The sequence below is a fragment of the Cytobacillus sp. FSL R5-0377 genome (genome assembly GCF_038004385.1).
In the GTDB taxonomy this organism is placed as follows: domain Bacteria; phylum Bacillota; class Bacilli; order Bacillales; family Cytobacillaceae; genus Cytobacillus.
This window is the reverse complement of record NZ_JBBORA010000001.1, coordinates 4,757,151-4,771,185: the sequence shown is the minus strand read 5'-3', so window position 1 is coordinate 4,771,185 and position 14,035 is coordinate 4,757,151. Positions and strand designations below refer to the sequence as shown.

The following is a 14,035-nucleotide window of genomic DNA, read 5'->3' as shown; positions in this document are numbered from 1 at the left end:
TTACTCCTCCTTTTCTAAAGTAACCATGACCGCCCTGGCCAGTATTTCAACTCCTGAATAGATGGCTTCGCGGTTGAACGTCATGTCAGGATGATGAAGCCCCGGCTGCAAATCACAGCCCAATCCGAGCATTGTGGCCTTAATATTCGGCTTCTTCAAGGTATAAAAATGGAAGTCTTCCCCGCCTGATGTCACGATTGGCTCCCGCAATTGGCCGGCTCCGAGTACATCGATGATGGCCTTTTCCATAAAAAACTGCGCTTCTTCATCTACTTGGGCAGCTGCCACATTCGCTTTCGTCTCCACCGTAATCCTGACTCCGTAGAGCTTGGATAAATACTCTGTGATCGTTTCAATTTTTTCGGACAGTGCGTTAATTACTTCATTTGTTTGTGCTCTCAGGTCTAAACTGAAGGAAGCTTTTCCAGGTATGATATTGCCTGAATCGCTGCCTGCATGGAACTTGGTCATCTTAGCGGTATAAGGGACCATTGGATCCAAATGAATGTTTTTGATTTCATGTATAAAAGAAGCGCCAATTTCAATGGCATTCTGGCCCAGATGAGGACGCGCCCCATGTGCGTCTTCCCCGATAATTTCCCCGGTCAGAAATCGGGCAGCACCATGGAAAATGGCTGCTGAAGCTTCTCCATCCCTTATCTCCTGAATGGGCCTCAGATGGACGCCGTAGAGGTAATCCACTTCATCCAGCACGCCTTGCTCAATCATTTTCAGAGCGCCAGTTCCCTTTTCTTCAGCCGGCTGAAAGATGAATTTCAATTTGCCTTTTCTAGGGTAGCCAGCCTTTTGAAGCAGCAGCATCGCCCCGACTCCCATTGTCATATGGGCATCATGGCCGCATGAGTGATTCGCCTGAAGCTTGCCGTTCACTTCCTGCCAAAGTGCGTCCATATCCGCTCTAAGCGCGACACACGGACTCCCATCCCCTATTTCAACAACTAAACCGGGGCAATCCCCAAACAGCTGAACGTGAAACCCCCGGCATTCCAGGAATTTCTGAAGGTACTCGGTAGTCTTATATTCCTTCCAGCTTACCTCCGGTTTATCATGCAAATGCGCAAATACCTTCTCTAACGTTGCTTTCAGCTCGTCTATTAAATTCTTCAATCCAATTTCCCTCCTGGCTGAATAAAAAAATGTTCACTTTCCAGCTTTTCATATTGTTCTTTCCTTGTTTGAAATCGTTCCTGATCGTGTATGGACACGCCCGCAATCACCGCATTCAGAAAGGAAAAAAGTGCGGGTGCTGCATCAATCGTCGATTTTTCGGATGAATGGATTTGAAAGAGCAAATCAGCATGCTCCTTAATGGGCGCGATCGGTGAATCGGTGATGCCCATCACAAAGGCTCCCTGCTTTTTCGCCAATTCCGCCATTTTGATCGTATCCTTCATATACCGGTCGAATGAAATGGCAATGAACGTAGAATTTCTATCCATTTCGGTAACCGTGAGCAGCAGATCATCCGTATCCGGCCGGATCAGCTTCGCATTTCCCCTGACCACACCAAGGGTAAAAGAAAGCCAGCTCGCTGCCGAGAATGATGACCTCAGCCCTGTCACATATATTTTTTTCGATTCGATCAGCCGTGCAACCAGGCTATCGAAATCCTCCTGACTTATATTCTGAATCGTTTCCCTGATATGGAGACAATCCTTCTCCATCACACTTGCCAGAAACTCCGGCTTTTCAGCCAATTCCACCTTGCTCGTAAAATATTGGTCCAGTGTGCTGTTTGCCTTCAGTAACTGTTCCCTTACCATCTTCTGCAGCTCAGAATAGCCGGAGAGCTGGATGGAATAACAAAAACGGATGACTGTCGTTTCACTGACCCCGATCCTTTTTCCAATCTCACCCGCTGACTTCACGGCGAAATCCTTCGGGTGATCCAGCAAATATTTAGCGGCTTTCTGCTGGCCTTTGGAGAGATTATGAAACTCTTTTTCTATTGTCTCTTTTAATATCATTTAAGATCACCTTATGAGTTTGAAGTTTGCGCTGTATTCTCGTAATTTATGAAGTCTGGGCTTCGTTTTAACTAAATTATCATATATTCATCCAGAAAACAATAATTATTCTGAAAATTTAACGAATAAAAGTGACACCCTTTTCGGATGCCACTTACTCCTATCATCTACAGGACTATTCTATAATCCCAGATTGAACAGCATGCACGTCTGCTTCAATCTTAATTTCCATTTGACTATACTGCTCTTTCCATTGTTGCCTATTAAAATCTGAGCGCTGCCTAGCCTTTTCGCCGATGCGAAGGGGATCTGTGTTCAATTCCTGAAACCTCTTGACCATTTTTTCGGCTCTCTCCGTTATTTCCTTTTCGACTGCTTTTTCAATTCTCTCAATCGTTTTCTTGTCTGTAAGATCTAAATCAACCCCTTCCATCGCTCTGCCGTTTACTTTCACTTTAAAAGTGGCTGTATATTTCCCATTCTTCTTGTCCACCATTATTTTTGATTTTGATGACAGGGTTTCGAGACTTACATCTTCTCCGCCGCTAAGTTCCACTTCAAATTGTCCCCGCCGGAATTTTTCATATAGTATCTTAAAGATATAGGCGTCACCAAAGCTGATTGTATCAACAAGCTTATCATCTTTAAAAATTGCCAGTCCGCTTACTTTTAAATGTTTACCCTTTTTTTCGATTAAAGGTAAAAAGGGATCTGCATCTTTGCTATAAAAGTGAACAAGAAATCGGTGCAAATTCACATTAGGAATAGTCTGTTCCAGATTCTGTTCTACCACATCGATTAAATATTGTGATACAGAATCACTTTGCGAGTAAGTTGAATCAATGATGTCTTTCGCCTTCTCCTTCGATACAACCAGCAGCAATTTCCGGCCAATACTGGGGTTTCTCTGCAGATTATCTATTTGATTTTCAATTCCATGCTCTGCGAGTTCCTGATTGAAAATGACCAGTCCAACCCTGCCAACAACTATAGGCCTTGCAGCTTCAGCCTGAATCTTCTGCCTGATCCGTTTACTGGTCTTCCCAGTTGCAGAAAATACCTCATTTACAGGCATCGACTGTTCACCTGGGGGTATATTGGAGGAGCCTGCAGTTCCCTCAAATTCCTCACTATTGACATAGTCATAGCCAAATGTCTGCACTAATTGGATATCCTCCAAAATCTTTGGACTTGGAGTACAGCCTGCCAGGAGGATTGGAATCAAGCTGCAGCAGCATAAACAGTATTTAACATTCATACTTTTTTCACCTTCATGATGATAAATTGTAAAACCAGCAAGACTGGCAAGTAAAAATAGATGGTATATAACCCGATTTGGGAGACAACTTTCTGCAGCAAATCAATTTGCTGTCTATCCGTTAAAAGAATACTGATGAAAAAAAGCAATAGGCAAAAAACTCTCAAGGCACTTCTCTGAGAGACAGGAAACAGACGGTTCATTCCCCTGCTTGCACACCAGAGGCCGATGCAAATATTCGGAAGAATGGTAAAGAACCATACGGAAATTCCTATGTATTCGAACCTTTCCACAATGATTAAGTCCACAATTTTCCATAGTGTAAGTGTAGCCCAAATGGTGCCTTTTAACTGTTCCAGGTTGAAGTAGACAAATGTAACTAAAGCAGTGAGCAGGTACATAAATATGCTGAACAGCACCCCGAAATAAGCCCACTTTTCCGATTTCGGCCCATCTTTTATAAAAGGATAAAACATAAAAAGCGTCTCGAATCCGAGAAAATTAAGGGTCATATCTTTTGAAGCTTTAAATAATTCTGCGGGTGTAGCATTCAGGATTGGCAATAGATTTCCATAATCAGCATATTGTAAGGGATAAATCTTCACCAGCAATAGCGGCAAGCCGTATAAAACACCTAAATAGCTTACCCCTGTTATGACCCGAAAACCTCCCGTGACATAGGAATAGGCTAAAAAAGTGATGATCAGTACGAATATCCATTCAGAGACTTCAGGAAAAACCCAAACCTGGAGCACTTCCACATATGATCTAAGTACAACCAATGCAAAAGCAAATAAGTATAACGAGAATAGTAAACTGAAAAATCCGCCAATCCATTTCCCCATAATTTCAGCGTGGATGGCTACAATGTCGTTGTTCCCCTTATTCAAGATTCGATAGGAAACCCATACCAATCCGATAATGCTGGCGCCGGATGTTAAGATCGCAATCCAGGCACTGTAGCCGGCCGACTGGACAATTGTCCTTTCGAAGCCCAGGATCCCTACACCTATCTGCATCGAATGGATTAAATAAAATACAAAATAGGGAGATACCTTTTTATCCTCTTTAGGCAATGGAAACATCGGCTAGCCTCCTTATCGAATAATTAATACTCCCATTAATCTTCTATATCTCTTCTCGATTTCTCGTGCTTTTTAGACTGAAAGCGAGTTCTTACAGGTGATCTCACCTGCATTGGCCGCTTCGTTTGCATGAAAAACGGGAGGCGGAAGAGGGAATCTCTTAAGTCATTCAGCCGTAAAGGATAGACAGGTGCCAAATAGGGGCGACCAAGGGACGTCATTTTAAGCAAATGGCTCAAAATGTATGAAAAGCAAAAGGTTACTCCCAGAAGCCCCCAAAACTGGGCAGTGATTAAAAAAGGAAAGCGGATTAAGCGGATTGTATTGCCCATTTGATAAACAGGTGTAGTAAATGATGCCAGGGCCGCAAGAGCCACGATGATCAGCAGCACATTACTGGTCAGCCCGGCCTGTACAGCCGCAGTCCCGATTACAATACCGCCTACGATACCAATCGTCTGGCCAATTTTGGTCGGAAGCCTTGCCCCAGCCTCACGCAATAGTTCTATGGTCAATTCCAGAATAATCGCTTCCAGTATAGGCGGGAACGGAATCCCGCTCCTTGAAGCAATAAGCGGATTAAGCAGGTTTTCCGGAATCATTTCGTAATGATAGGTTAGCACCGCGACATAAAGAGAAGTCGACAATACGGAAAAGAATACGGCAAACAAGCGGACAAGCCGAAAAATGGAGGCTATATGCCATGATAAAAAGTAATCTTCAAAAGCTGAAAAAAACTCTACGAGAGTTGTAGGGCCGGTGAGGGCATGAGGTGAGCCATCTACAATGATCGTAATTTTCCCTTCCGAGAGCACACTCGCCACCCTATCAGGCCTTTCCGTGTCAATTAAATGAGGAAATGGCGAATTATGGTTATCAGAAATGATCTGGTTAATAAAAGAGCTGTCCACGATCTGATCAAATTGAATCTCATTCAGCCTCTGCAAAATGGTATTCACGTTTTCTTTGTCTGAAATTCCTTCAATATAAAGAACAGCCACCCTTGTTTTCGTCAGACTGCCTATCTTTACTTCTTCCACGATAAGATCTGGAATAGGCAGCCTCTTCCTGACCAGATTGATGTTAGCATCAATCGATTCGACAAAAGCCTCCTTGGGCCCCACCACACTGTACTCGACTTCCGGCATACTGACGGGTCTCTTCTCACGCGTTACAGCTGAAATGACCAGAGCCTCCTGCAGTGACCCTTTGACTTCTATGACAACACAGCCTGTCAGCAGCTTATCCCTTATTTCATGAACATTATCGATAATTTCAGTATTATCTATGGGAATAGCCTGCTGGAGATCAAAAAGGGTTTTGCTCTCACTTTCATTGATATAGGGCAAGACATATTGATGCAAGATGTTGACGTCTACAATAGTCTGGTAATAATGGATATAAAATGGGCTGGATTCCGAAAATCTGTAGGAAACAAAATCAGCAGATTCTTTACAGCGATGAAGGAGTTCATCAATCCTTAATTCATGCTCAATATTTCCGGTTTTCTTTTGATTATTGTCCCTATTAAACCTTTTTAATTTCGATTTAAAAAAACCCACCGTACACTCCTCCAAAACTTAACAAATCATCGTTTTAGTATGTGCTGACAGGTTTTTATTATTCTTTTTCAATTTGGATGCTCAAGTTTTATTTTTAGAGTGTAAGTAATCCATTTTACCATTTAAGAAACCATTGACCTTTTCACTTTCTGCTGCGAATTGTTTATGTGCTCACACTCCTATGAGGTGAATGCTTCACAAGTAAAGCCATAAATTCTTCAGCAGTTGAGCTAGCTCCTCTCTCCGACCAATTACAATTCATAAACCTGCTTTTGCTTAGGAAGCAGTGACTTTACAATCTATCTTTTGATCATTTCCCTAAGATGTGAATCCATATCTTTCATCTTGCCTCTTGCCAAGGGAGAATCCTCACTTGCTCTTCAATGTTATATCTCTTCCTAAATTGTTTTGCACGTTGCCGCGAGTATTAAAAAAAACGCAATCCCTATATGGATTGCGTTCCTACCTAACAGATCCTTACTCTATATCCCGCCGATTAAATCCAATTAATCCCGCGATCGCCAATCCCCCGGCAATTAAACACAATAGAAGCAGCGGGATAACTGAAAATTCCTCTATCGGTGTTTGCGGCACATGGCCAAAAGGAGAAATACTGCCCACCCAGTCAGAGAATTGGAATAAGCCGCCTAAATACAGGACAACAAAAGAATATAAGACATAAAGCCAAATGAAGCCTGTGAACCTTGGCAGGAAGCCAATTAAGAATACGGCCAGACTGATCATGACCAGCATGGCTGGATAATAGGACAAGGCTGCCTCAAAGATCATACCGAAGGATAACCCGCCTTCAACCACAGCATCCCCGGCAGACCATAGCCCGAGTGCAGCCAGCGAAATCATGAGTAATCCATTTAAGACAGAAATGACGAAATAACTGCCTAACAGCCTGCTCCGTGAGACCGCTCTGCTCAAAAGATGAACCACTCGTTCCTTCTTCTCTTCACCTCGAAGTTTATTCATGGCCATCACTGGGGGAACCGTTGCCAGCAGTGAAATAACAATCATCAGCATGGGGATGAATTGTTCCACTAATGTCAGCCCTTCTGTTGGCTTTAGGAGCTGTTTCATGGCATCATTATCTGCGAAAAATGATTCCAGATCCCCTAATACAGAACCGTAGGAAGCCCCCAGCACGAACATGCCAATTGCCCATGATATAATTCCGGTCCGCTGCAATCTCAGCGCAAGGCCGATTGGACTCTGCAAAATGCGTGATGCATATTTTTTTCCGGGCCTTGATGGCAAAAATCCGCGGTCCAGATCCCTGATAGCGTTCAAGTAGTTCGCAGCAGCAAATAGAATCATGGCTGCAGCAATCATTAGAATAATAGGCCACCAATTATTAGAATCATAGACTTCAGCTTTGGTTACCCAAGCGAGCGGAGAAAGCCAGGACAAGGATTCATTGCTGATGTCTGTAATGGCTCTAAAAAGATAAGATAATAGAAGAATGCTGATTGAATATCCGATCGTTCCCCGTGAACTATCTGATGCTTGAGCCAATACGGCTGTTACACCTGCGAAAAATAAACCAGTCGCCCCTAGTGCTGCGCCATAAAGCAATGATCCTTCAAGATCCATGCTTTCAATTCCAAGGGCATAAAGGCCGAATCCATTAATCAGAGCCAGCCCGATGCAGGCTGCCGAAACAACAAGAAGTGAAGCATTTAAATAGGATAGGCGCCCTACTGGCAGAGAACGCAGCATTTCCAGGCGCCCCTCCTCTTCATCTGCCCGCGTATGCCGAGTTACCAGCATGATGCTCATTAAACCTGTCACAACAGCTGTCATAAGAAGCATTTGATGGGCTGTCATGACCCCAATGGTATAGTTGCTTAAATCCGCGGGACCAGTCATGGCCGTCATCGCCGGGTTGGCCATCGTCTGTGCCATACCATCCCTTTCCTGCTGGGAACTATATAGTCCTTCAAGAGCTGCTGGAACCATTATAGTAAAAAAAGTAAGTGCCAGTACCCAAATCGGAATCCGCAGCCGGTCCAAACGGAAAATAAATTTTGAAAGGAAAGCGGTCTTGGCCAAGTGGTTGCCTGCCATCAGCGCACACCTCCCGTATCCTTCTCCCCTTCATAATGGCGCATAAATAAGTCCTCTAAGGTTGGCGGAGCACTTTCCAGCCTGATGATGCCAAATGGGGAGATATGCTTGATTACATCATCCATTTCTGTCGTATCGACCTGGAATGTCACCCCATGCTCGCTTTCTTCAATGTCATGGATGCCTTTTAGTTCATGTAAACCTGTAATCGGCAGCTTCGTATCAACAAGCATTTGAGTCCGGGTTAAATGGCGAAGTTCACTTAATGTCCCAGACTCAATAATCCTCCCTTGACGGATAATGCTGACCCGGTCGCACAGCTTTTCTACCTCTGATAAAATGTGGCTGGACAAAAGAACGCTCTTTCCTTGTCTTTTCACTTCCATTACACATTCCTGAAAAACCTTTTCCATCAGGGGATCCAGCCCTGATGTCGGCTCATCCAGAATGAACAGGTCAGCATCAGAGGAGAAGGCTGCAATCAGAGCCACCTTTTGCCTGTTTCCCTTGGAATAGGTTCTGCACTTCTTGGATGGATCCAAATCAAATTTAGCAATTAACTCCTCCCGTTTCGCCTTATTCGCCCTGCCATTTAACTTAATAAATAAATCAATGACCTCTCCCCCTGTTAAGTTCGGCCATAAGTTCACGTCCCCAGGCACATAGGCAACCCTTTTATGGATATCAACGGCATCCTGCCAGGCATCCATATCAAAAAGCTTCACTTCTCCATCTGTTGCCTTTAAGATTCCTAATAACACGCGGATGGTGGTGGACTTTCCTGCCCCATTTGGGCCGATAAACCCCAGTACCTCACCTGCATTTAACTCTAGATTTACCCCATTCAATGCCGTAAATTTGCCGAATTTCTTTGTCAGGCCGGTTACTTTTAAAAGTCTCATGCTCATTCCTCCCCGTTTTTATAAAAACAGCGCTTAAGTATCTCCTTATAGCTGTCCCATTCGTTAAGAAGCTCGACACCGACATCCTCAAATGACTTGACCTTTGCGATTTGCATTTCCCCAAAGCCGGACATGGTCCAATTCAGGATGTTCATCGCTTTTTCAGGTTCGATCCCGTCCTGAAGCTTTGACCAGTCGATATTTTCATAAATTCTTTGCCAGCCGTCTTTTTGGATGCTGGAAATCATTTGGCTTATTTCGGACCTTACTTCCGGAGACTCTTCAGCGACCAGCGATTTTAAGAAATCAAATACAATCGGATATTTCCTTTGGATCTTAAATTTAATGGATCCAATTTGGCTGATTCTCTCAAAAATGTCTCGTTCATTCAGGTCTATTTCTTCATAAATTTGTTCAATCGTATTCACTGCCTGCTGAATCAAAAAGAAATACAAATCCTTTTTATTAGTGAAATAGTTAAACAATGAGCCTTTGCTTATTTGGGCATCCTTTACGATTTCATTTGTAGATGCTTTCTCGAACCCGCTTTTCACAAACTCCTTCATGGACGCATTGATGATCCGTTCCTGTTTTTCGGGTTTCAAGCTGTAAAAAGTAGTATTAATTATATTGCACCCCTTTCAGAAAGATGACCAAAGTGGTCAATATCATGATATAAAAAATGACCACTTTGGTCAATCTTAAATTAACAAATTTTATCAACTTATTATTTTTAGTTTTATTCATATTTACACGGGGATACAGTTAATAATAGGAGGTGAAAAAAGTGACAATCATTTATTACAAAGCGATGGAGGCTTTCAAAAAGGATGCTGAAAATCAGAAAAAAGAACAACAGCAGCAAGAACTTCTTAATGCTAAAAAGAAGTAAGATCCCCTGCATCTCTTCATCCTTTTTGGATGATTTTTTTTGCCCATATACTAAATGGTTTCTCTAATGATTTCCAAAAGCCTCTTATGTTCTGCATCTGATACATTTTCCCATAACCTTGCAGCCGCTATAATAGGCATCCACTGAAAGACTTCGTTTCTTGATATACCGGTAAGACTGCAATAAATATGAACATACCTTTCTGCCAGCTTGACGGAGGCTTCCGATATCAATAGATAAGTACGGATGACATCCGCACGGACATCGCCAGAGCTCGAATCAACCCAATCAATAACAGTGACAGTACTTTCACCTATAATGATATTAAAAGGATGAAAATCTCCATGGCATAATCCTGGTTGAAACATGATTGAATCCAGTTTTTTCAGCAGATTTCTTTTCTGAGCCTGATTCAATGTTTCTGCTATTTGAATCTGTTTATGCAGTTTGTCAGTCATAGACCCTATTACAGATGGATCAGCCGGCATAGCATGGATTTTAGCTGCATTTGTGCACATTCAGTTAAATAAAGGTCTGCTGATTCCATATTATTCAGTATGAGTTCACCTGCTGTTTTCCCTCTTACATACTCCATTATTATGGCCTGTCTGCCCTCAATTTTGGTTACGTTAAACACCTTGGGAACAGGAAGCCCGGATGAAAACGCATATTCCTGCTTGTTTGCTTCGTGTATATGTTCTAAAGGAGGTAAATGCTCTTTAAATACTTTCATAACCTTATCCTCAACTTGATAGATTTCAGCTGTATTTCCAACTGCGATTGGTTTGCCCAAGTTCACCTGTTTTCTCCCCTTGTTTAATAGTCTGTTAAGATGATTCGATCTCACTTGATCTGAATCCTCCCTGCAAAGAGATGCATGCGCTGAAACTTGACTACCCGAAAAACTTCCTGATATCCTAAGTCCGTTGTAAATGTCCTGTATTTTGGAGGGTTATTTTGAAAAACATTTCTGGAAACATCTATTTTTATATCATTTTGGCCATATGTATAGCAGCCTCGGTGCTGTTTGTACAAAATAATGATTCTTTTTATGAACGCACGATCGCGAAAGTGAAGGAAGTTCAGGTTGTTCAGTCTGAAAAAACAACAGATATTTATGATAACGAGGACCGTCTATATGAACAGCGGATCACGGCAGAAATTACAAATGGAAAGGCAAAAGGACAGGAGATTCTCTTAACCAATCAGTATTCAAAATCCAAAGCTTATGACTATGAAATTCAGTCAGGGCAAAAATTATTTGTGTCTATTAAAGATGAGGGTGCTGACCATTTAAGCGGAGATATGCTTGATCTGAAACGAGACCATTACATACTGTTGACAGGATGGATCTTTATTCTGATCCTGCTATTTGTCGGGAAAAAGCAAGGTCTTTTTTCGATCATCAGCCTAATCATTAATGCCGTGCTGCTTTCCTATGCGCTGGATGTCTATCTGAAGAATCCGGAAATAAGCCTGCTGCTGATAGGCAGTGCGGCTGTGATCCTATTTACCGTCACCTCCCTTCTGCTTGCAAATGGATTTAACGAAAAAACCTATGCAGCCATTATCGCAACACTTGCAGCAACATTCTTGTCGTTATTGATTACCTATCTGGTCATCTGGCTAACTGGCGGGAAGGGGCTAAGATACGAAGAGCTTCAGTTTATCACAAGGCCCTACCAAATGGTTTTCTTAGCCGGGTTGTTTATCGGTTCGCTGGGAGCGGTTATGGATGTGGCCATTACGATGTCATCTTCACTGTTCAGCTTATATGAAAAAAACAACAGCATTCCCGTGCAGGCCCTTAAACGTTCTGGAATGGAAGTGGGCAAAGATATTATGGGCACCATGACGAACATTCTGTTTTTCGCCTATATCAGCGGCTCCCTTCCTATGCTTATTCTTTATATTAAAAATGATTCGCCCCTCGGGTTCAGTCTATCGATGAATCTTTCACTGGAATTAGCACGGGCACTGGCCGGAGGAATTGGCATTGTCATGACCATTCCGATTGGCTTGTATACGGCCATTTATTTTATTACTAGAAAGAGGGCACAAATATGAATACAATACTGGTGCTGGCTGCGATCTTATTTATTCTGATGACCCTTATCGGCGGCCAAAAAGGAGCCCGGTCCTTTTTGGCGATTTTCCTTAACTTCGGGGTGATCATTTTCGTCCTTTTCTTCATGAATGATCCAAACATCAATCCGATCGCCGTTACTTTAATAGCCTGTGCCTTCATTAGCTGTGTCAATTTATTTTTTATTAATGAAGTAAACATCAAGACAATAACTGCATTTCTCTCTTCCATCATCACGACGGTCGTTCTCATTGCATTCATTGTCATCATGGCAGAAAAGGCGATGATTCAGGGATTTGGCGAAGAGGAAATCGAAGAGTTAAGCATTTTTTCCCTTTATATCGGAGTTGATTTTGTGAAGGTGGCTGCGTCGGTCATCATTATGAGTACAATTGGCGCCATTACGGATGCAGCTATGGCCATTTCTTCCCCCATGAGGGAAATACATTATCACCACCCGGATATTAGCAGAAAAGACTTATTCCAAGCAGGCATCGGAATCGGCAAGGATATACTCGGAACAAGCACCAACACGTTATTTTTTGCCTTTTTCGGCGGATATTTGGCACTGCTGATCTGGTTTAAAGACTTATCCTATACACCAGGTGAAATTATCAATTCTAAGATTTTCAGCGGCGAGATGATCACCATTTTCTGTGCCGGGATTGGTGTTACCATGGTGATTCCAATTACTTCCTGGATTACCGCCATGTATTTAGTGAAAAGAGGAAATTCTGCTGAATAGCATGAAATGTTGGGGTGCGGGGCCATTAATACAAGGATGAATTGCCTATTTCTTACAGATAATGGTATTTGATAAGGAATATCGTCCATACTAGGAAAGAGTAAAATGAGGTGAACCTATGCACTGCATCCTTGTATTATTGGTTGTCATTCTTTCTTATATAAAAGGCGACTGGAAAAATTGGGAGAGATATTATCCGACCATGCTATATATTTCCGTGGCCTCTTTCATATACGAATTTATTTCCCACAGCCATTTTCATTTATGGGAGCTTGAAGAAGGGATATTGGATCTGATGGGCACCCACCTGGTGCATAATATCGTGATTAATCCGCTAATCGGCTTTGTGTTTTTATCAAATTATCCTAATAAACGGAAAAGTAAAATCTGGTATTATGCACGGTGGATGGTTTTATTTTGGGCGGCTGAATGGCTGGCGTCCCGCTTTCACTTCATCAGCTACCATAATGGGTGGAATATCTGGTGGTCTTTCCAATTTGTCGCCATTATGTTTCCGATGATCCGATTACACTATCTCCACAAATTAAGGGCACTGATTCTTTCTGTTCCGATTGCTGCCTTTTATTTGTTCATGTTTGATTTTCTATAGAGTACATGCGGTTTGAGCTTGATTAGCTTAATTAGAAGTTATTTACCTGCCGTTTTCCCCTTAACCTGCTTAAGGGTCGCCACGATCAAGAAGCTGACTATCACGAGCAAAAGCCAGGAGCTCACCTTTCCCAGATGAACAAGACTCCATGCATCCGCCTGATTGGGGTATTCCCAGGCACTAAAGAATGTCGCTATATTTTCCGCTATCCATATGAAAAATCCGATAAGCACAAAAGATAGAGCAAGCGGCATTCTGTATTGACTTCCGCCTACCTCGTAGCTGACCCAGGATTTCCAAAAAACAATCAGGACCATTCCGGATAGCCACCAGCGGATATCGATCCAATAATGGTGGGTGAAAAAATTCAAATAAATCGCAGCGGCAAGAGGCACTACTGCCAAAAATGGCGGCCAATTGACCAGATCAACCTTCAGCCTCCTCCACGCCTGGCACAGATAACTCGCTACACTCGCATACATGAATCCGCTGTACAAAGGAACTCCAAACACTTTGGAATACCCCTCCTCCGGATAAGCCCATGAGCCCATATGCACCTTAAATAATTCCAGTGCAAGGCCAATAATGTGGAACAGCGTGATAACCTTTAATTCATCCTTTGTTTCAAGCCCCGATTTTACCATCGCCCACTGCATCAGCAGACAGATGATCAAAAGCCAGTCATACCGCGGTAAAATAGGCATCGGCAGAAATTTCGTTAAAGCTAAAGAAGCAAAAATGACAACAGGAAACAAGCAGGACAATGCCTGCTCCCAGCCGAAACGAAAGAGCTGCTTTAAGAGTCTCACCGGCTGAGCTTCCATTTTACGA

12 protein-coding genes and 1 pseudogene are annotated in these 14,035 nt (G+C 42.7%); 3 read left to right on the top strand and 10 right to left on the bottom strand.

Annotated elements, in window-relative coordinates; genetic code table 11:
* From NSQ49_RS24140 to NSQ49_RS24100, 9 genes and pseudogenes are all read right to left on the bottom strand, one after another.
* Entirely contained in the window at positions 1-1,128 is a 1,128-nt protein-coding gene (locus tag NSQ49_RS24140; protein WP_251284639.1) for a M20 peptidase aminoacylase family protein, read from the bottom strand.
* Positions 1,125-1,988 carry a MurR/RpiR family transcriptional regulator gene (locus tag NSQ49_RS24135; RefSeq protein WP_251284638.1) on the bottom strand — a complete coding sequence of 288 codons (864 nt, stop codon included), beginning with the start codon at positions 1,986-1,988 and terminating at the stop codon, positions 1,125-1,127. The genes NSQ49_RS24140 and NSQ49_RS24135 overlap by 4 nt, the downstream gene beginning before the upstream one ends.
* A gap of 175 nt (positions 1,989-2,163) precedes the next feature.
* Complete coding sequence (locus tag NSQ49_RS24130) at positions 2,164-3,246, bottom strand: Ger(x)C family spore germination protein (protein WP_251284637.1); 1,083 nt, start codon at positions 3,244-3,246, stop codon at positions 2,164-2,166.
* The gene (locus NSQ49_RS24125; protein ID WP_251284636.1) at positions 3,243-4,331 is read right to left on the bottom strand and encodes a GerAB/ArcD/ProY family transporter; all 1,089 of its coding nucleotides are present in this window, start codon (positions 4,329-4,331) and stop codon (positions 3,243-3,245) included. The genes NSQ49_RS24130 and NSQ49_RS24125 overlap by 4 nt, the downstream gene beginning before the upstream one ends.
* A 35-nt stretch (positions 4,332-4,366) precedes the next feature.
* The gene (locus tag NSQ49_RS24120; protein WP_159865608.1) at positions 4,367-5,893 is read right to left on the bottom strand and encodes a spore germination protein; all 1,527 of its coding nucleotides are present in this window, start codon (positions 5,891-5,893) and stop codon (positions 4,367-4,369) included.
* Positions 5,894-6,370: 477 nt separating this feature from the next.
* Positions 6,371-7,969, bottom strand: a complete 1,599-nt coding sequence (locus NSQ49_RS24115; RefSeq protein WP_251284635.1) for an ABC transporter permease — start codon at positions 7,967-7,969, stop codon at positions 6,371-6,373.
* Positions 7,969-8,871 carry an ABC transporter ATP-binding protein gene (locus tag NSQ49_RS24110; RefSeq protein WP_251284634.1) on the bottom strand — a complete coding sequence of 301 codons (903 nt, stop codon included), beginning with the start codon at positions 8,869-8,871 and terminating at the stop codon, positions 7,969-7,971. The genes NSQ49_RS24115 and NSQ49_RS24110 overlap by 1 nt, the downstream gene beginning before the upstream one ends.
* Before the next feature lie 2 nt (positions 8,872-8,873).
* Positions 8,874-9,476 carry a TetR/AcrR family transcriptional regulator gene (locus NSQ49_RS24105; protein ID WP_251284633.1) on the bottom strand — a complete coding sequence of 201 codons (603 nt, stop codon included), beginning with the start codon at positions 9,474-9,476 and terminating at the stop codon, positions 8,874-8,876.
* A 337-nt stretch (positions 9,477-9,813) separates the two neighbouring features.
* A pseudogene (locus NSQ49_RS24100) lies at positions 9,814-10,562 on the bottom strand (aminoglycoside phosphotransferase family protein).
* 155 nt (positions 10,563-10,717) lie between these two features.
* Between NSQ49_RS24100 and NSQ49_RS24095 the strand changes: the two are divergent.
* The 3 genes from NSQ49_RS24095 to NSQ49_RS24085 all read left to right on the top strand — a co-directional run bounded on the left by NSQ49_RS24095 (position 10,718) and on the right by NSQ49_RS24085 (position 13,204).
* Positions 10,718-11,830 carry a YibE/F family protein gene (locus tag NSQ49_RS24095; protein WP_251284657.1) on the top strand — a complete coding sequence of 371 codons (1,113 nt, stop codon included), beginning with the start codon at positions 10,718-10,720 and terminating at the stop codon, positions 11,828-11,830.
* On the top strand, positions 11,827-12,594 hold the full coding sequence (locus NSQ49_RS24090; protein WP_159865593.1) for a YibE/F family protein: 768 nt from the start codon (positions 11,827-11,829) through the stop codon (positions 12,592-12,594). The genes NSQ49_RS24095 and NSQ49_RS24090 overlap by 4 nt, the downstream gene beginning before the upstream one ends.
* Positions 12,595-12,712: 118 nt before the next feature.
* The gene (locus NSQ49_RS24085) at positions 12,713-13,204 is read left to right on the top strand and encodes a CBO0543 family protein (RefSeq protein WP_159865590.1); all 492 of its coding nucleotides are present in this window, start codon (positions 12,713-12,715) and stop codon (positions 13,202-13,204) included.
* Positions 13,205-13,242: 38 nt separating this feature from the next.
* Here the strand turns inward: NSQ49_RS24085 and NSQ49_RS24080 are convergent, their stop codons facing one another.
* On the bottom strand, positions 13,243-14,013 hold the full coding sequence (locus tag NSQ49_RS24080) for a DUF817 family protein (RefSeq protein ID WP_251284656.1): 771 nt from the start codon (positions 14,011-14,013) through the stop codon (positions 13,243-13,245).
* Between the last annotated feature and the right edge of the window lie 22 nt (positions 14,014-14,035).

Coding starts and splice junctions, on each gene's coding strand:
- NSQ49_RS24135 (WP_251284638.1), bottom strand. CDS start 1,988: ATGATATTAAAAGAGACAATAGAAAAAGAGTTTCATAATCTCTCCAAA.
- NSQ49_RS24130 (WP_251284637.1), bottom strand. CDS start 3,246: ATGAATGTTAAATACTGTTTATGCTGCTGCAGCTTGATTCCAATCCTC.
- NSQ49_RS24125 (WP_251284636.1), bottom strand. CDS start 4,331: ATGTTTCCATTGCCTAAAGAGGATAAAAAGGTATCTCCCTATTTTGTA.
- NSQ49_RS24115 (WP_251284635.1), bottom strand. CDS start 7,969: ATGGCAGGCAACCACTTGGCCAAGACCGCTTTCCTTTCAAAATTTATT.
- NSQ49_RS24110 (WP_251284634.1), bottom strand. CDS start 8,871: ATGAGACTTTTAAAAGTAACCGGCCTGACAAAGAAATTCGGCAAATTT.
- NSQ49_RS24090 (WP_159865593.1), top strand. CDS start 11,827: ATGAATACAATACTGGTGCTGGCTGCGATCTTATTTATTCTGATGACC.
- NSQ49_RS24085 (WP_159865590.1), top strand. CDS start 12,713: ATGCACTGCATCCTTGTATTATTGGTTGTCATTCTTTCTTATATAAAA.